Origin of the sequence: Haloechinothrix alba (genome assembly GCF_900188115.1) — a bacterium.
Lineage (GTDB): Bacteria > Actinomycetota > Actinomycetes > Mycobacteriales > Pseudonocardiaceae > Haloechinothrix > Haloechinothrix alba.
The window spans coordinates 13163-30082 of record NZ_FZNW01000013.1 but is presented as its reverse complement, the minus strand read 5'-3'; the positions used below and the strand labels follow the sequence as shown (position 1 = coordinate 30082).

At 70.4% G+C, this 16920-nt stretch carries 19 protein-coding genes and 1 pseudogene; 13 read left to right on the top strand and 7 right to left on the bottom strand.

Annotation, left to right across the window (positions count from 1 at the left end; translation table 11 throughout):
• Positions 1-15: 15 nt before the first annotated feature.
• Positions 16-1275 (bottom strand): hypothetical protein, encoded by a 1260-nt coding sequence (locus tag CHB84_RS23240; RefSeq protein ID WP_089301996.1) that lies wholly within the window; start codon positions 1273-1275, stop codon positions 16-18.
• Between the two features lie 65 nt (positions 1276-1340).
• Positions 1341-1961, bottom strand: a complete 621-nt coding sequence (locus tag CHB84_RS13705; RefSeq protein ID WP_089301995.1) for a TasA family protein — start codon at positions 1959-1961, stop codon at positions 1341-1343.
• A 276-nt stretch (positions 1962-2237) separates the two neighbouring features.
• On the opposite strand from CHB84_RS13705, the gene CHB84_RS13700 reads away from it, so the two are divergent.
• From CHB84_RS13700 to CHB84_RS13675, 6 genes and pseudogenes are all read left to right on the top strand, one after another.
• Positions 2238-2795, top strand: a complete 558-nt coding sequence (locus CHB84_RS13700) for a signal peptidase I (RefSeq protein ID WP_176439951.1) — start codon at positions 2238-2240, stop codon at positions 2793-2795.
• Positions 2796-2799: 4 nt separating this feature from the next.
• On the top strand, positions 2800-3540 hold the full coding sequence (locus tag CHB84_RS13695; RefSeq protein WP_089301993.1) for a hypothetical protein: 741 nt from the start codon (positions 2800-2802) through the stop codon (positions 3538-3540).
• A gap of 150 nt (positions 3541-3690) precedes the next feature.
• Positions 3691-5157: pseudogene (locus CHB84_RS23915) on the top strand (sensor histidine kinase); the annotation flags it as partial.
• A gap of 31 nt (positions 5158-5188) precedes the next feature.
• Complete coding sequence (locus tag CHB84_RS13685) at positions 5189-5881, top strand: response regulator (RefSeq protein ID WP_089301991.1); 693 nt, start codon at positions 5189-5191, stop codon at positions 5879-5881.
• Between the two features lie 45 nt (positions 5882-5926).
• A complete protein-coding gene (locus CHB84_RS13680; protein ID WP_089301990.1) occupies positions 5927-6289 on the top strand; it encodes an ArsR/SmtB family transcription factor in 363 nt (120 codons plus the stop codon).
• Positions 6273-6764, top strand: coding sequence for an SRPBCC family protein (locus CHB84_RS13675; RefSeq protein ID WP_089301989.1), 492 nt, complete (start codon positions 6273-6275; stop codon positions 6762-6764). Before CHB84_RS13680 ends, CHB84_RS13675 begins: the two co-directional genes overlap by 17 nt.
• A gap of 96 nt (positions 6765-6860) precedes the next feature.
• On the opposite strand, the gene CHB84_RS13670 is transcribed toward CHB84_RS13675, so the two are convergent.
• Positions 6861-8183: a hypothetical protein gene (locus CHB84_RS13670; protein WP_089301988.1), complete on the bottom strand. Its 1323-nt coding sequence runs from the start codon at positions 8181-8183 to the stop codon at positions 6861-6863.
• Positions 8180-8614, bottom strand: a complete 435-nt coding sequence (locus tag CHB84_RS13665; protein WP_141134687.1) for a cupredoxin domain-containing protein — start codon at positions 8612-8614, stop codon at positions 8180-8182. Before CHB84_RS13665 ends, CHB84_RS13670 begins: the two co-directional genes overlap by 4 nt.
• 288 nt (positions 8615-8902) lie before the next feature.
• On the opposite strand from CHB84_RS13665, the gene CHB84_RS22925 reads away from it, so the two are divergent.
• Positions 8903-9055 carry a hypothetical protein gene (locus tag CHB84_RS22925; protein WP_176439950.1) on the top strand — a complete coding sequence of 51 codons (153 nt, stop codon included), beginning with the start codon at positions 8903-8905 and terminating at the stop codon, positions 9053-9055.
• A gap of 36 nt (positions 9056-9091) precedes the next feature.
• Here CHB84_RS22925 and CHB84_RS13660 read toward each other — a convergent pair whose 3' ends face one another.
• Together CHB84_RS13660 and sigK are read right to left on the bottom strand one after the other, a co-directional pair.
• Positions 9092-9826, bottom strand: coding sequence for an anti-sigma factor (locus CHB84_RS13660; protein ID WP_089302089.1), 735 nt, complete (start codon positions 9824-9826; stop codon positions 9092-9094).
• Positions 9823-10425: an ECF RNA polymerase sigma factor SigK gene (gene sigK, locus CHB84_RS13655; protein ID WP_089301986.1), complete on the bottom strand. Its 603-nt coding sequence runs from the start codon at positions 10423-10425 to the stop codon at positions 9823-9825. Before sigK ends, CHB84_RS13660 begins: the two co-directional genes overlap by 4 nt.
• 149 nt (positions 10426-10574) lie before the next feature.
• Between sigK and CHB84_RS13650 the strand changes: the two genes are divergently transcribed.
• From CHB84_RS13650 to CHB84_RS13625, 6 genes are all read left to right on the top strand, one after another.
• A complete protein-coding gene (locus CHB84_RS13650; protein ID WP_089301985.1) occupies positions 10575-10976 on the top strand; it encodes a DUF4383 domain-containing protein in 402 nt (133 codons plus the stop codon).
• Positions 10977-11040: 64 nt separating this feature from the next.
• Entirely contained in the window at positions 11041-12645 is a 1605-nt protein-coding gene (locus CHB84_RS13645) for a molybdopterin-dependent oxidoreductase (protein WP_089301984.1), read from the top strand.
• Between the two features lie 58 nt (positions 12646-12703).
• On the top strand, positions 12704-13354 hold the full coding sequence (locus CHB84_RS13640) for a fasciclin domain-containing protein (protein WP_217898546.1): 651 nt from the start codon (positions 12704-12706) through the stop codon (positions 13352-13354).
• Between the two features lie 222 nt (positions 13355-13576).
• Positions 13577-14851 (top strand): copper amine oxidase, encoded by a 1275-nt coding sequence (locus CHB84_RS13635; RefSeq protein WP_141134686.1) that lies wholly within the window; start codon positions 13577-13579, stop codon positions 14849-14851.
• Between the two features lie 93 nt (positions 14852-14944).
• A complete protein-coding gene (locus tag CHB84_RS13630; RefSeq protein WP_176439949.1) occupies positions 14945-15577 on the top strand; it encodes a class F sortase in 633 nt (210 codons plus the stop codon).
• Between the two features lie 57 nt (positions 15578-15634).
• On the top strand, positions 15635-16051 hold the full coding sequence (locus CHB84_RS13625; protein ID WP_176439948.1) for a plastocyanin/azurin family copper-binding protein: 417 nt from the start codon (positions 15635-15637) through the stop codon (positions 16049-16051).
• On the opposite strand, the gene CHB84_RS13620 is transcribed toward CHB84_RS13625, so the two are convergent.
• Positions 16038-16748: a PGPGW domain-containing protein gene (locus CHB84_RS13620; protein ID WP_245818743.1), complete on the bottom strand. Its 711-nt coding sequence runs from the start codon at positions 16746-16748 to the stop codon at positions 16038-16040. The two genes, CHB84_RS13625 and CHB84_RS13620, sit on opposite strands and share 14 nt — an antisense overlap.
• Positions 16749-16920: the final 172 nt, after the last annotated feature.

Below are 16920 nucleotides of genomic sequence, written 5' to 3'. Positions count from 1 at the left end.
GGCGGCCTGACCGGGTTACCCCGCGGAGTCACCCTCCCCTTCCTGCTCATCGGCGTCCTCCTCGCCGGCGGTGGAGCCTTCCTGCTCACCTGTCGCCGTCGGCGTCGGCGACGTCGTGCTGGAATCGGTGGTCTCCTCAGGCGTTTCGTCGTCCCCGCTCGTGGCGCTCGTGGTCGTAGGGCGCTCGTCTCCGGAGGCGTCCTGCGACGGCGTGGGCGACTCCGACGGTTCGGGTGCAGGCGTCGGCGTCATCCGCGACGTGTCCGCCCGGCCGGTCTCGACGTCACAATCGACCCGTGTTGTCGGTCCACGACCACCGTCGCAGGTAGCACCGCCCGGGCCACCGTCGAGGTGGTCGGGGCCGTTGCCACCGTACAGCTGATCGTGCCCCGCGCCGCCGACCAGCACGTCCGAGCCGTTCCCGCCGGTGATCTCGTCGGCACCGCCGCCGCCGACGAGGCAGTCGCCCTTGTTCGACCCGGTGATCCGGTCCTCGCCGTCCGTACCGACCACGAGGAACGGGCCTGCGCCATGACCGAACTCCTCGACGGCGTCCCACTCACGCTGCCCGGGAGTCAGCTCCACGATCCGGTCGGGAGTGAAAGTCATCCCCTCGGCCGCGCACTCCGGCGGCGTCGCCGGTGGCGACTCGTCGATCCCGGCGGTGCCGATGTCGATCGTGCCGCTGATGCGGTCGGTGAAGCCGTTCGACGCGCCGACGACGAACCGGTCCCGAACGGAAAGTCCACTGTAGTTCGTGCCGGAATCCTCGGCGAGCTCGACGGTGATCTCGGTGGTCAACTCCCCGCCGTCCGGCGTGACTTCGCCGAGCGGCACCGGGTCCCCCCTCAGGCGGGAACAGTACTCACCGGTATCCCCGTCGATCGTGACCAGCAGCCCGCCGCCCGGCTTCGGCTCACCGCCGGCAGTACAGAACACCGACGCCTCGTCCGAGCGGAACCGCAGCTCGAGCTCGGCCGGGATGGTGCCGTCGTACTCCACGGTGAGCGTCCCGGTCCGGGGCTCGCCCGGGACGAGGCCGGTGTACTCCAGGGCGAGCGACTCGCCGCGATCCCCACCGAACACCACGGTAGCCGTGGTGACCTCCCCGTCCGGGGCCGTCGTGGCATCGGTGAACGCCGCGGAGGTTGCCAGGCTCGCCCCCAGCAGCAGTGCCGCGGCCGCACCAGCGGCAAGCGCGAGTCCCGACCCGCGCCGTGCCCGGCGACCGTGCTTACCGTTGCCGGACTCTCCGGAACCGATCGTGAGGCTCATTCCTGTCCTCTGGATTCGAGGCCGGGCCGGCCGCTGCGGCCGGCCCGGCCGTGATCACGTCGCGGTCAGTCGGCTTGCGTCTCGTTCTGTTCGAGATCGGCCGTGATCTCCAGCGTGACCTTGTCGCTCTGGATCTCGTTGCCTGCCGAGTCGGGCACGGAGAAGTGGACGGTGTACGAACGGGACTCGCCACCGCCGAGTTCACCCGCATCAACGGTCTCGCCCTTCAGGTGCCCGACCAGGTCCTCACCGGCCACCGTGCCGTCCGGTCCGATGATCTCGGCGTAGAGCTGCTCGTCGAGCTCGGTGTCGTTACCGCAGTCCTCGATCGACTCGTCGTCGTAGAACGCCTTCTCCGCGTCGATCTCGGGGTCGTTGCAGCCGACCTCGTCGGTGGAGTAGTCCACGGTCAACGTCAGGTCCCCGTCGATCGACCCCTCGTTCTCGTACTGGATCGTCTTGCCCTCACCGGCCTCCTCGCTGGAGTAACCGGGTGCGACGTCCTCGATGGCGAAGCTCTCGCTCTGCTCCTCGCCCCCGGTCGTCAGGTCGAGGGTGCCCGCGGTGATGCTGGGGTTCGGGGCCTCCTCGGTATCGCTGAAGGTCGCGAAGGTGCCGCCGGTAATGGCCAGCGCGGCGGCGGCCGCGGCGGCGACACCGACTGCCGTCTTCTTCTCGATGCGCATCCTGTCCTGCCCTCTCCTTCGGATCGATCGCCGGGGCCCGGCGATTGACGGTGCCTGCGGCGCTGTCACCGCACTGGTCCGTACCCTGCTCGGAGCGCCAGGCGCGTCTCATCGTCAATACTGGGGAAATGCGCCGGTTGGCCGACAACGATCGGATCACCGCGGTGCGGCCCCCGGCACGTATACCCACTTCTGACGATGACGTCGCCACCGGCGCGGGTCAGCATGAATCGATGCGGCCCCGGCGCCGCAGGTTCCACGCAACAGGGAGAGCGAGTGACTGCAGCCGTCGAGCCCCGTCCGGGCGAGCACGCCACGCCCGTCACGCGCCGTGTGCACCCCACGCGGCGCGTGACGGGGTGGCTGTTCTGGCTGGTGGTGGCAGGCCTCGTCGCTCTGGCCGTCGCGGCCGTGGCCGTTCCGGCCGCCGCAGGCGGGAAGTCGGTGATCGTACAGACCGGCAGCATGGAGCCTGCGCTACCAGCGGGATCGCTCGCCGTGACCAGGGAACGCCCCGTCGCGGAAATCGCGGAGAACGACATCGTGACGTTCACGGCCAACGGGGATCTCCTGGTCACGCATCGCGTGGTGGCCGTCGAGCACGGCGCCGGTGGCGCCGAGCTGGTGACCAAGGGCGACGCCAACGAGGATCCGGACCCTGAGCCCGTGCAGGCAGCCGACGTTCACGGCGTGCTCTGGTACCAGATCCCGTGGTTGGGCACAGTACTGGAGGCCGTCTCGGGCACCGCGGGCGCGCTCTACGGTGCCGCGCTGCTGCTCCTGCTCTTCGCCGCCCACCTGATGTTACCGACGACCACGAACCGGAAGGGGTGAGTCCGTGCCGGGGTTGCGAGCCGCTGGACGCGCCATCCACGGGATCGTCGCGGTGATGCTGGTACTTCCGGTCCTCGCCGGAGCCGCCCATGCGGAACCCGAGGAGATCCGGATCACCGTCACCGCCGACGGCATCCAGTTCGACGGTCACCCCTTCGACGGCGCGGCTGCACTCGCGCCGGGCGCCACACTCGAGACCCGGGTACTGCTCAGCAACACGCTGGAGGAGAGCACCACCGTCGATCTCGCCACGGAGATCCTGAGGGAGAGCGAGAACGGGTGTAACGAGCCGGAGGAAGAGGTCGACGTCAGCTGCGGCTCGGGTGAGGGCGAGCTGGGCAAGCACACCCGGATCGAGCTGGCCGGGCCGGACGGCTCCACCGCCGGGCCCGTCCGGTTGGATCGGGCGGGCGACGGCATCGGCACCGGGATCTCGATCGGTCCCGGAGCCGGCGAGGAGTACCTCCTCCGGCTGGACGTACCCCGGACCGTCGGCAACGTCGTGCAGGGCGACGAGGTGGAGTTCGTGCTGGCCGCCACAGCCCGAGGAGTGGCCTCCGGCCGCAGCGAACCGGTGGCGGCGGGCGGTGACGGCGGCTCCGATCTGGCCGTAACCGGGTTCGGCGCGGCTCCGGTCGTGGCGCTGGCTGCCGGGCTGCTCGGTGCGGGGATCGCGCTCGTCGCACGATCGCGCGGAGGCCGGAAGCCACACCGTACACCGCCGGAGCGGAGAGAGGGGCTGTAGCGCCGGTACATAACCGGCCCGCAGGCACCGAAGCCGGGCGGCCCCGCCTACGTGACGCCACGACCTGCGATTCGTAACGTTTCGGACGATGCTCGCGACAGTGGTACAAGGACCTATATCTCGTGCGAGAGTGTCGCTGGAGTTGCGCCGATGACGAGTGTCGATGTGGGCATCGGACACACGAACCCGCTGCCGTACCGGCTCGCCGTCCCGTATCGCTGGCGCGCGGGTGGCGAGCTCGTCGCCGTCGGGTCGCTCACCGTGACAACCTACGCGATCGCCGTGCTGCCGGGAATCGTTGCGCTCCATCCGCAGGGCACCTACCTCGTGCTGACCCTGGCGGCCGCGGGTGGCGCGGCGGCGGCAGCCGTGTTGGCGCATCTGATCAGCCAGATCTCGGACAGTGCGCAGGAGAAGGCCAGGTTGTCGCCGCTGGGCGCGGGGCTGGCGATGTACGGCATCGTCGTGGTGCCGTTCAACGCGGCGCAGTTCAGTTCCGTCGAGACGATCGCAGGCCTGGACGCCGGCCGTGTCGTCGCCTCCGTGACGGCCTTGACACTGGTCGCAGTGTCGCTGCGCGGGTGGGAATCCCGGTGGTCGCGTTGGTGGGTGAGCCTCGCAGGCTGGGCCGCCGTCTCGATCGGTACCGCGGTTGTGGTGGAACGCGTTCCGCCCCTCGCTTCCCTCGTCGCAGGCTTCTCCTGGCTGGAGGCCGTCGTCCTCGCCGTATCGCTCCTGCTGGCCGTGGCACTGGCCGGGCACGGCCTGTACGTGTGCAACCCGCTGCGGTGGCGTGCCGGACTCGGTATCGCGCTGATCGGCTCCGCACACCTGCTCCACGTACCGGCTGACGTGCGGCTGGACCACGCGGCCTACGCCGCACCGGCCCTCCGGCTGCTCGGCGTCGCCGTGGTCGTGCTCGCCCTTGCACTGCGAGCCCGAGAAGTCGTCCTGGAGTTGCGGCAGCGGCGCGAGCTCGAAGCACGGCAGGCCGAAGAGTCCGTGCACGCCCTGCGGGAGAACCAGGAACGCGCGGCGACCCGTGATCACGAGCTCCGTAACCTCGTCGCGGGGCTGTCCGGCGCGTCAGAGGCACTCGACTCGCCCGAGCAGCAGGACGCGGCGGCCATACGCGAGCTCGGCACGGCGATGCGTGCCGAGCTCGGGCGGCTGCGCTCCATGATCGACGGTGACCACGGCTGCGACGAGGACCGCCATGTCGACGTCGCGGCCGAGCTGACCCGGCTGGTGCTGCTGCACCGCGCCGACGGTGCCGAGATCCGGCTCGACGCGCAGCCCGAGCTCGCCGCCGCGATCCCGCGGTCCGCGCTGGCACAGGTGATCACGAACCTGCTCACGAACTGCGCACGGCACGCGCCGGGAGCACCCGTACAGGTCACCGCCCGTCGCAGCGGTAACTGGGTACGGATCGCCGTCCACGACGACGGCCCCGGCGTACCGGAAGAGGCCTCGCGCGCCACGTTCCCGCGGGGAGCTCGCGACCCGCGGTCGGGCGGGCTCGGCATCGGTCTCCACGAGTCCGCCGCGCTGTTGCACCGGCACGGTGGGTCGCTCGCGCTCGGCCCCTCGTTCGCCCTGTCGGGAGCGCTCGCCACACTGCACGTCCCAGCACCTTCGGGAGCACGGCATGACCGAGAAGCCCCAGAACCACACCGTCCTGCTGGTCGACGACCACGTACTCGTCGCGACCTCACTGGTCATGGCTCTGCGCGCGGCAGGGCTGGACGCGCGCAGCTGCACCGACTGCGTACCGGAGACGGTTCTCGCGACAGCGGAGGGACTGCCGGCAGGCATCGTGCTTCTCGATCTCGGTCTCGGCGACGGGCGTGACGGCGCCGACCTCGTCGCGCCACTGCGCCGCCGCGGCTGGGACGTCCTGATCCTGACCGGTCACGCCGGGCGGGAACGCATCGGCGCCGCGCTCGCCGCGGGGGCCGCCGGCTGGGTCAGCAAATCCTCCGGTGCGGACTCGCTCGTCCACGCGATACGCACGCTCGCGGCTGGCGAGACGGTGGGAAATCCCCGCGAGCACGACACCCTCATCAGCGCATACCAGGATGCCTGCGCCCGTGCCCGCGAGGAGTGCGCGCACCGGTCCGACGCCACCGAACGGCTGGCGCGGCTGTCGCCACGGGAACACGAGGTTCTCGAGTGGCTCGCCGAGGGCAAGCAGGCAGGCGCCATCGCCACCGACTTCGGCGTGTCCCTTGCCACGGTTCGCGCCCAGATCCGAGCGATCCTCACCAAACTCGACGTGGGGTCACAGCTCGCGGCGGCCGCGGTATGGCGCCGTGCCCGGGAGTTTTCCGCCGCATCCTGACAGCACCCCGCTTGACATATGCCGATATCAGTATATGATTGCTGCATGGCACGTGCCGCGACGACCTCGGACGTATTCAACGCGATCGCGGAGAAACAGCGCCGCGACATCCTGGTGCTGCTGAGGGAGCGCGAGCGATCCGTACTGGAACTGGCGGCGGAACTGGGGCTCACGCAGCCGCAGGCATCCAAACACCTACGCGTGCTACGGCAGGTCGAACTCGTGCGCGTCCGCGAGTCGGGCAAGCAGCGCCTGTACGGCCTCGATGCGCGCGGCCTGCAGCCGGTTCACCAGTGGGTCGGCGGCTTCGAGGAATTCTGGAACGAGAGTTTCGACCGGCTGGACGCCTACGTCCGGCAGCTGGAACATGTCGAGAGGAAGGAACAGCGCGATGACGGCGACGGGTAGCGAACCGGGGAGCAGGCAGGCCACATCGGAGCGGGAGACCGTGATCTCCCGAACCATCGGCGCCCGCCGGGAGCTCGTGTTCGAGGCCTTCACGGACATCGATCACCTCGCCAGGTGGTGGGGTCCTGACGGGTTCACGACGACGACAACAGCCTTCGAGTTCCGCGAGGGCGGAGAATGGACTTTCGTGATGCACGGTCCGGACGGGACCGACTATGCCAACTGGATCCGCTGGCGTGAGATCGTACGTCCGGAGCGCATCCGGTTCGTCCAGGGACAGTCCCCCGACGATCCCGATGCCTTCGAGACGACCGTGACCTTCGAAGACAACGGGGACGCGACCGGGGTCTGCCTGCGCACCGAGTTTCCCACCCGGGAGCTGCGCGACCGTGCTGTGCAGCGCTACGGGGCGATCGAGGGCGGCAGGCAGACTCTGGGCAGGCTGGCAACGTACGTGGCCGGCCCGGACTCGTAACTCGGGCTGTGCACCGGACGGGGAACCGGTTCTCGGTCCGCAAACCTTCGTGGAGCGCTGCCGCCCGGCCGTGACCCGCACCGAGGGCTCTCGGCGTCACGCCGCGAACAGCAGCGTCAGGCCGAGATAGGTGTAGGCGACCATCAGCAGCAGCAGCGGAAGCTGGCCGATGCGCGCCCTGCGCGGCGGGAAGAGGTGCATCGCGCGGTCGTGTGCTGCGATCGCGCCGATGACGTGGCCTGCCACGACCGCGCCGACCTGCACGGTGGCCACCGCTGTCGGCGGCACCAGCGTGAGATCGACGTCGGCCCGGGTGAGCCCGAACGCGTTCCCGCCGGGGACGAGCGAACCGGCCGCGAGGATCAGCGTGCGCTGGCCTTCCACGACAGCCAGCGAGTAGTAGTGGGCGAGCACGTACCCGATGGCGATCGGCAACAGCGAGTGCGCGAACCGGGCCGCTATCCGGCGGGAGCCACCACCGAGCGCGGCCGTGACCCGCGCGACGGCGAGGAAGGCGACCGTGAGCAGCAGGATCGCCGCGACCAACCCGATCGTGCCGAGCAGCGTGACCGACCGGTTCCCCTGTACCAGCTGCAGCCACCGCGGCGAGTCGGAGAGGCTGTCGAACGCGGTCGAGCCGAGCAGGACCAGCACCACACCGGTCAACCCCGGCGATGCCGGGATCGCCGCGAGACCGTGGAAGGGGTTGCGCACGACGAGGTGCCCGGCACGGTCGCGGCCGAACGGCGCCAGCTGGGCGGCCAGCGTCGAGTACACCTCGAACGGGTCGGCGCGCGCGAACCATTCCCTGCCGAACACGAGCGCTCCGATGAGCATCACGGCGGCATGGATGCTCAGGGCGAGCAGCACGACCGGTGGCATAGCCCGGTCCGGCGGGACAAGCTCCAACCACACGAACGCCGCCAGCGTGACCACCGCAGGCCAGTAACCCAGGGCCCGGGGTAGCCGCGCCAGCCCGTCGGGCGGCGTACGGGTGAGGCGCGCGACGGCGTGATGCACCGTGCGCAGCGGGTTCAGCGCTCGCCACAGCGGCCCGAGCAACACGGACCCCAGCGGCAGCCCCACCCACATCAGCACGTACAGCACGCGGGGACCGGGATTGTCCCTGCTGTCCTGCGGTCCGAGCAGCAGCACACCCACGAGCCAGCACGCGCCCACCAGCCCGGCGACGCGGAGTGTCCACCGGAACGAGGGCGCATCGAGCACCCGCGACATCCGTCGGGGCAGCCTGCGTCGCCCGGCACGCCCCTCGAAGCGCGAGTCGCGCCAGGCGACGCCCAGCACCACGAACGTCGCCAGCAGCGCCGCGAGCGCGCCTGCGAGCGCGAACGGGAACGGGATCGGCAGGTCCTCCCGACCGCCGACGCCGTGCGCCAGCACCTCGCCGGGCATACTCATCGAACGAGCAGCTGGGCAAGAACCAGGCCGGTGTCGTGCGTCTCGAGCTCGAAGCGGCCCGCCTGATCGGCATCGAACTCCAGGACACCGTCCTCGCCCGGCCCGACGGCGACCTCCAGGTCATAGCCGTGCAGGTGCACGCTGTCCGGCTGGTCGCTGGTCACCTCGATCCGCACGCTCGCGCCGTGCTCGACGGGGACGCGACTTACCGGCGGCCGCACCTGGCCGTCGGAGATCTCGAACTCGAGCACCTCGACGTCCCCGCCGGGCTCCTCCGCAGCGGTGTCCTCCTCCCCGCCCTGCGTCGGGGTGGCGCTCGGAGACGTGCCCTCGTGACCGCCAGGGCCACCGGATTCCTCGTCTCCCGAGCACGCAGTGACCGCCAGCACCGTAATCCCGGCCACCAGGAACGTGAGCAGCCGCTCCGTCATCGCCCTCACCATCATCGCCTGGTACTGCCCCTGTATCGGCACGATCGGAACATCTCGGAACATCGCTGTTGCGACCGTCACGGGGCGCTGCGAGGCCCTGCGGCCCACGCTTACGGTACTCCGGACGGGTACCTGTCATCGTCGCACCCCGGCCGGATACCGGCCCGGCGACTCCGAAGGAGAGGCTACGGACAGTGCGGATACCTTTCATGACACGGCGAACGGGAACGAGGCCGGGCACGAGGACGTTGCTGGTGCTACCGGCGGCCGCGTTGCTGCTCGCGGGTTGTGGCGACCCCGCTCCCGGCAGCGAGGAGCACGGCCGATGACGGCGGTAACGCCACGGCGACCGCCGAGTCCGAACAGGACGCGCGCGCGGCGGGAGTGGAGTCCATCGTGGTCCATGCCGGCTATGAACGGCTGGTCTGCGCGGACTTCTGAGGTCACACCGGGATCGCCGCGTCGCCGCCGGCACCCTCACGTGTCGAGCGAGATCATCATGACGGGGTCGGTCGTCGGTGCCTCCGAGCCGCCTGCCGGCTCGACCGTGATGCCGAGCTGCGCCGCCTCGGATGCCGTCCTGGTGACCATCGGCCGGTCCGCATGGGTCAGCAGTCCCGCGGACGTCGGAGCGTCCCCGTCGAGGAACCACACCTGGTAGACGCGGTCGTCCGGAGGGTCGCTCAGCTCGTTCGGGATGACGGTCAGCTTCTGCGCGCTGTCCGAGTAGACGACCGTCACCGTCCCCACTTCGTCCTCGCCGGTCGCCACGCGGGCGTCCGCGGCGGTGAGCACATCAGCGAGCTCGCCGTAGACCTGCTCGCTCTGCTCGAGCGCCTGCCGGGTCTCGCTGAGCTCCTGGTTCGTCAGCCCCACCTGAATGCCCAGCACGAGCGCGGCCACCACGCCCGCGGCGGCCACGGCGGTCGTGACGCGCAACGGCCACTTGCGCCCCTTGATCGGAACGATGGGGCCCTCGTCCGGGGGAAGCTGCCGTGTGGTTCGCGCCTGTTCCAGCACCCGCGACTTCAGCCGTTCGGGCGCCGCAGCGGCCTCGGCGGAACCGAGGTAGGCGGTCGTCTCGCGGAGCTCACGCACCTCCCGGGAGCAGTCGGCGCACTGCGCGAGGTGCTCCTCGAACGCCTCGCGCTCGCCCGCCGACAGCGCGTCGAGAACGTAGGCGCCCGTCAACGTGTGGATATCGGCGTTCATGCTGTCACCCCCAGGCAGTCGCGCAGCCGGATCAAGCCGTCCCGGAGCCTGGTTTTGACGGTGCCGAGCGGCGTATCGAGCAGGCCGGCGACTTCGCTGTAGGTGTAGCCCTGGTAGTAGGCGAGCTTCACCGACTCGTGCTGCAGCATCGTCAACGTCTCCAAACACCGCCGTACCTGCTGGCGTTCCAGCCTTCCGGTGACTTCCTCGGACACGCTGTCGAACGGCTGGTCCTCCTGGTAGGCCACGCGCGTGTCCCGCTCCGTCGAGGCCTGTGCCGAACGGATCCGGTCGACCGCCCGCCGGTGCGCCAGCGTCATGACCCATGCGGCGACACTGCCCCGGCTACTGTCGAAACGCGACGCCGTCCGCCATATCTCCAGGAAGACCTCCTGGGTGACCTCCTCGGACTGGGACGGGTCGCGCATCACCCGCTTGACGAGACCGAAGATCCTGTCGGCGAACGCGTCGTAGAGGCGCGCGAACGCGTACTCGTCACCGAGGGCGGTCAACGACACCAGCTCGTCGGGCGTCGGTGACGCCTCCTCGTTCACGGGACGCCATCGTCGTAGCCGCCGCTGCTGTGCTCCGCCGTGCATGAATCACCTCGTCGCTGGGTCGCTCTCGCAGTGTATTCGAACCACGGACTCGCCCGGATTGCCACGGGACCCGGATCCGGACCAATCCAACGACCACCCGTCCTCGAATACCGGACGCAAGACCCATTCATCACGGTGAGGAGAACGTCATGGGAACCAGTGTCCAGTCGACCAGCACGTCACCCAACCGGGTACTCGGAGCGCTGTTCGGCGCCGTCTACGTCTTGGTCGGGCTGGTGGGATTCGCCGTCACCGCAGGCACCGGGTTCGCCGCAACGGAGGGTTCGCACCTGCTGATCTTCGAGGTCAACCCGCTGCACAACCTGGTGCACATCGGTGTCGGTGCACTGCTCGGCCTCGCCGCGTGGCGCGGCGTCAAGTACGCCGCGGGGGTCAACGGGCTCGTCGGGGGAATCTACCTGCTCGTCGGCGTACTCGGGCTGTTCGTCACCAGCTCCGCACTCAACCTGCTCGCGCTCAACCACGCGGACAACGTTCTGCACCTGGCCAGCGCCGCCGTGCTCCTCGGGGTCTCGCTGACCCGCCGCTGATCACACCGCGGAGTGATTCCCCGGTGTGGCCAATCCGCACCACGCACAGAACCGAAGGACGGGTATGAACACCACCGCGAAGCCTGCCCGGAGGCGGACCGCACGGCTGGCCGCCGGCGCGAGCATCGGGTTCGTCGCCACCGCCGCCGGCCTCGGTGCCGGTGAGCTCGTCGCAGCCGCCACCGGACCGGACACCTCGCCGGTCGTGGCGGTGGGGTCGGGAGTGATCGCCCTGACACCGCGCGTGTTACAGGAGTTCGCGGTCAGCACCTTCGGCTCCGGACACCGGCCGATTTTGGTAGCCGGTGTGGTCACCATCCTCGCGGTCGCCGCTGCCGCTGCCGGCTACATCGCCCTGCGCAGGCTCGCAGCGGGCGCCGCGCTGCTGCTGGCGCTGGCAGGCATCGGCATGGCCGCCGCCGCGGCGACCGCGCAGAGTGGCGCTACCGCGGCGCTGCCCGCGAGCGCGGCGGCGGTCATCTCCGTCGCCACGCTCGCCGCGCTGACCCGGCTGACACGCCCGCGCCCGCGCGCGGGGGCGGAAGCCGTAAACACCGCACAGCAGGACGGCAGCTCCGCCGCCGGTGCCGACAACCCCCTGCCTCGCAGGACCCTGCTGCTGGCCGGGGCCGGTACTGCCGGTGCGGCGGTGGCCGCCGGACTCGGCGGCCGGATGCTGCAAGCGCGGCTGTTCGACGTCGCCGACTCGCGGGCCGCGATCGCGTTGCCGGAACCGGCGAGTCCGGCTCCCGCTCTCCCGGCCGGACACCGGTTCGCTGTCGACGGCCTCGGCCCGTTCTTCACCCCGGCCCGCGACTTCTACCGCGTGGACACCGCACTGGTGATACCGCAGGTCCCGGCTCAGCAGTGGTCCCTGCGGATCGGTGGCTCCGTGGACAGGCCACTGGAGATCACCTTCGAGGAGCTGCTCGAGCGCGAGCTCGTCGAGCGGGACCTGACGCTGTCCTGCGTGTCCAATCAGGTCGGTGGCCCCTACGTGAGTACCGGCCGGTGGCTGGGGTTCCCGCTGGATCGGCTGTTGCGCGAGGCGGGCCCGCACGGTGGGGCGGACCAGCTGCTGAGCAGGTCGCAGGACGGTATGACGATCGGCACCCCCTTGGGGACGGTACTCGACGGGCGGGACGCGCTGCTGGCCGTGGGACTCAACGGAGAGCCGCTACCGGCACGGAACGGGTTCCCGGCGCGGATGATCGTGCCCGGTCTGTACGGCTACACCTCGGCGACCAAGTGGGTCGTCGAGCTCGATGTCACCCGTTTCGACGAGGTCGACGCGTACTGGACCGAGCGGGACTGGGACCCGGTCGGCACGGTCAAGACCGCATCGCGTATCGACGTGCCGCGCCCGCTCGAGAACCTCGGGCAGGGAGAGATCACCGTCGCCGGGGTCGCATGGGCGCAGCACAGGGGGATCAGCACTGTGCAGGTGCGTGTGGACGGTGGCGACTGGCAGGACGCCGAGCTGTCCGAGCCGGTCAGCGACGACACGTGGCGCCAGTGGCTCACCACCGTGCAGGTGACACCCGGCTCACCTCGGATCGAGGTCAGGGCCGCCGACGGCGCGGGCGACCTGCAGCCGCAAGAGCGTGTTGATCCGTTCCCGGACGGAGCAACCGGATGGCATTCGGTCGCGGTAACCGTGACCGAATGAGCAAGCATGCGGCCCCGCGAACGGGGCCGCGGGTAACCACAGGAAGGACAGATCACTGATGCGAACGAAACGTACGGCAGGCATCCTCGCTGGTGTCGCGGCTACCGCGATGCTGCTCGGCGCGTGTGACACGGCCGGGGACGAGGAGACAGCGTCCGGGGACGCCTCTGCGGAAACCGATAACGGCACCGGCGAGGGTGACGCCCGACAGGGCGCCGACGAGGGCGCAGGCGCAACCGGGCAGCCCTTCGGGGCGGCCTGCGACGCCGTTCCCGAGGACGGGGACGGCAGTTTCGACGGCATGGCGCAGGACCCGGTGGCGACCGCGGCCTCCAACAACCCGGTGCTGTCCACTCTGGTGACGGCTGTCGGTGAGGCCGAGCTGGTCGACACGCTCAACGGAGCCGAGGACATCACGGTGTTCGCCCCCGCCAACGACGCGTTCGAGGCCATCCCCTCCGAGGACCTCGACGCGCTGCTCGCCGACCAGGAGGCGCTGACCGATGTGCTGACCTACCACGTCGTCGACGAGCGCCTGACCCTCGACGACCTCGGCGACGGCGAGTTCGAGACCCTGCAGGGCAGCTCGGTGCAGACCACGGCCGACGGTGAGAACGTGACCGTCGACGGCGATGCCCAGGTCGTGTGCGGCAACGTACAGACCGCCAACGCCACCGTGTACATCATCGACGCGGTGCTCATGCCGTAGTCCCGCCGACGAGGCCAGCGAGGGGTGTGGTCCGTGCCTGCCGGCGCGGACCACACCCCTCGCTGCGCTCCGGAACCTGTTCACGAGCCCGCCTGCTCGAGCACACGCCTCCTGGCACACGGCGAGATCCGGAGAAACTCTCCCCACAGGCAACCCATCCGCGTGACGGCGCGCTCCGAATTCCTTGTGCTACCCGCTCACACCACGAAGGAAGGGATAGCCATGACGAGACTCTCTCGAATGTCGCTTGTCGCGTTGCCCGCTGCCGGCGTTGTGCTCCTGTCGGCCTGCGGCGGCACCGGAGGCACCGCGGCGCCGGTCGAGCCCGCGGCAGGAACCGACGGCGGCGGCGCCGCGCAGACCGCCGGTGACCTCACCGCGGAAGACCTGCGGATCACGCTGGAGCGCCAGCTCGGCCAGCACGCGATGCTGGCTGTGGAGGCGATGCGGGCCGGTGTCGCCGGGCAGGATCACTTCGACGCCGCCGCCGCGTCCCTGGAGAAGAACACCGAGGACCTCACCGAGTCCATCAGCGCGGTCTACGAGGACGAGGGCGCCGAAAGGTTCAACGAGCTGTGGTCCAACCACATCGACTTCTTCGTCCAGTACACCACCGGCGTCGCCGAGGACGATCAGGAGGCGCAGGACGAGGCCATCGAGCGGCTCGACCAGTACCGCGAGGACTTCGGCGGGTTCCTGGACGGGGCGACCGATGGCGAGCTACCGCAGAACGCCGTCGCCGAGCTGCTGCAGGAGCACGTGGACCAGCTCGTCTCCCAGGTCGACGCGTACGCGGCCGAGGACTACGCAGGTGCGGCCGAGCAGACCCGTGCGGCCTACGCGCACATGTTCGGCACCGCGCAGGGCCTGACGAACGCGATCGTGGCCACCCAGGACGGGTTCACCGGTGACCCGGAGAGCCCGGAGGTCGAGCTGCGGTCGGACCTTGGCAAGCTGCTCGGCGAGCACGCCCAGACAGCGATGCAGGCCATGCGCGCCGGGGTCTCCGGCCAGGACGACTTCGACGCGATCGCGGGGGCCCTCGACGAGAACACCCGGGACCTGACCGGCGCGATCTCCGGCGTGTTCGGCGAGGAAGGCGGACAGGCATTCATGGAGATGTGGGCCGACCACATCGACTTCTTCGTGCAGTACACGGTGGGCCTCGCCGAGGGCGACGAGCAGGCCAAGGAGGAGGCGCTCCAGCGGCTCGAGCAGTACCGCGCGGACTTCTCGCAGTTCCTCGACGGGGCCTCCGACGGCAGCATCCCGGCCGAGGTCGTCGCCGAGGGCCTGCAGAAGCACGTCGATGACCTGGTCGACCAGGTCGACGCGTTCGAGAGCGCGGAGTACGACAGCGCGTACGGCAGCGCCTACGACGCGTACAACCACATGTACGACACGGCCGAGGCGCTGTCCGGCGGCATCGTCGACTTCATGGGCGGGGAGATGCCCGCAGGTGGTGTCGAGACCGGAGGGGGCGGCACCACCCGCTGACACACCCCCGGCGGCAACGCCGCGCCTGTGATGACCCGGGCCCCGGTCGCCCCGGCGGCCGGGGCCCGTACCCACCAGGTCGAAAGGACTCCCATGACGAGTACCGCCCGGCGGCTCTGCACCGCCGCGACCGGCGCTGCCCTGCTGGCACTCGCGCTCACGTCCTGCGGGTCGGGTAACGGTGCCGGTGCGGGTCCCTCCACGGCGGACGAGTCGAACGCGATTCCCGCGCCGTCCGGCCTCGACGCGGCACGCGAGTACCGCTCGGTGCGCGAGGCCGACCCTGTCGCCGACCCGGTCGCCGTGGCGATCCCGGCGATCGATGTGAACGGCCCCCTCACCCGGACCGGGATCGACGACCGCGAGCTCGAGGTTCCCGACTTCGGGGACATGAGCTGGTTCGAGTCCGGTACCGCGCCCGGCGATCCCGGCCCGGCCGCCATCCTGGGACACGTCGACACCAGGGAGGGCCCGGACGTGTTCCACCGCCTCCACGAGCTCGAGCCGGGTGACCGGGTCGTCGTGGACACAGCGGACGACGAGTCGCTCGAGTTCGTCATCGACCGTGTGGAACAGCACGACAAGGACGAGTTCCCCACCGAGACCGTGTGGCTGCCCGACTCCGAGCCGCGCCTGCACCTGATCACCTGCGGTGGTGAGTTCGACCGGTCGGCCGAGAGCTACCGCGACAACGTCATCGCCTTCGCCACCCTGAACTCGTCCTGACCCCTTCCCATCTCCCCAGCGAGGGCACCAGCCATGCTCGGAACGAGACCGCTCCTGTTGGCCGCCGTAGCCGGCGTGCTCACACTCTCCGCGTGCGCACCCGCCACCGGCGGCGGTCAGCCGGAACCTACGCAGCAGACCCAGCAGAGCCCGGATGCGGGCCCGGACACCGACGCCGGGGAGGGCGACGCGGGCGAGCCCGCAAGCCCGGCACCGGGTGGCAAGTCCGAGACCGTCGAGATCGTCGACTTCGCATTCGCGACAGAAGACATCGAGGTCGCGGCCGGCACGACCGTCACCTGGCTACAGCAGGACGACTCCCTGCACACGGTCGACTTCGACGACGGGGAGAGCTCCGGCGACCTGGAAACCGGCGAGAGCTACTCGCGCACGTTCGACGAGCCGGGCGAGTACCCCTACGACTGCTTCTACCACCCCAGGATGACCGGGACCGTCACCGTCACCGGCGGCTGACACCCGAACCGGACTTGGTCCTGCGCCGGGCACGCCACCACTGCCTGGCGCGTTCCATCCACTCCTGGGCCTTCTTGCGGAACCAGTGATGCGCGTCCTTGGCCCAGTCGTACTCGCCTGCCAGCAACGCCAGCCCGCCGAGCACGGTGAGCGTGCCGGGGCCGGGCACGAACGGTGAGGCGAAGACGATGCCGAGAACGATGAGCAGCAGCCCTGCCACGGTCATGAGCGCGCGCCTGCCGTAGCCGGCCAGCGAGCGACGCTCGCGCAGCACGACGAGTGAGTCGGGCTGCTCGAACCCGGCGAGGTCGCCGTCCGGAGCCTGCCCGGCGTCTTTCGAGCGGTCGGATACCTCGCCGAGGAACGTACCGAGCGCACGGGCCTTCTTGTGCGTCGGCACGGGCAGCTGGAACACGACCGCTCCCCCGCCGGTGGACACGCCGAGCACCGGACCGCCGGGTTCCGACAGCTTGACTCCCCACGACGTCACGTCCTGCCACGGCACGACACGGTTCTCCACCTTGCCGTGCAGCCAGCACAGGACCAGGCGCTCCCGCGTGATGTAGGCGAAGCCGTGCTTGCCGTCCGGCAGCCTCCGCGCCCGGACCCACCAGACGATCTCGTCGTCACCCTCCGGCGAGCACGCACGAGCATGGCCACGTATGTGCTGCTCACGGACCTGACCCAACCGGTACATGAACCTCACGCCCCCAGTAAACCACCCGCCGGGTACACCCCGGTTCGCACGTCCCCCCCCCCCCCCCCCCCCCCCCCCCCCCCCCCCCCCCCCCCCCCCCCCCCCCCCCCCCCCCCCCCCCCCCCCCCCCCCCCCACCCCCCCCCCGGGGCCCCCCCCGCCCCCCCCCCCCC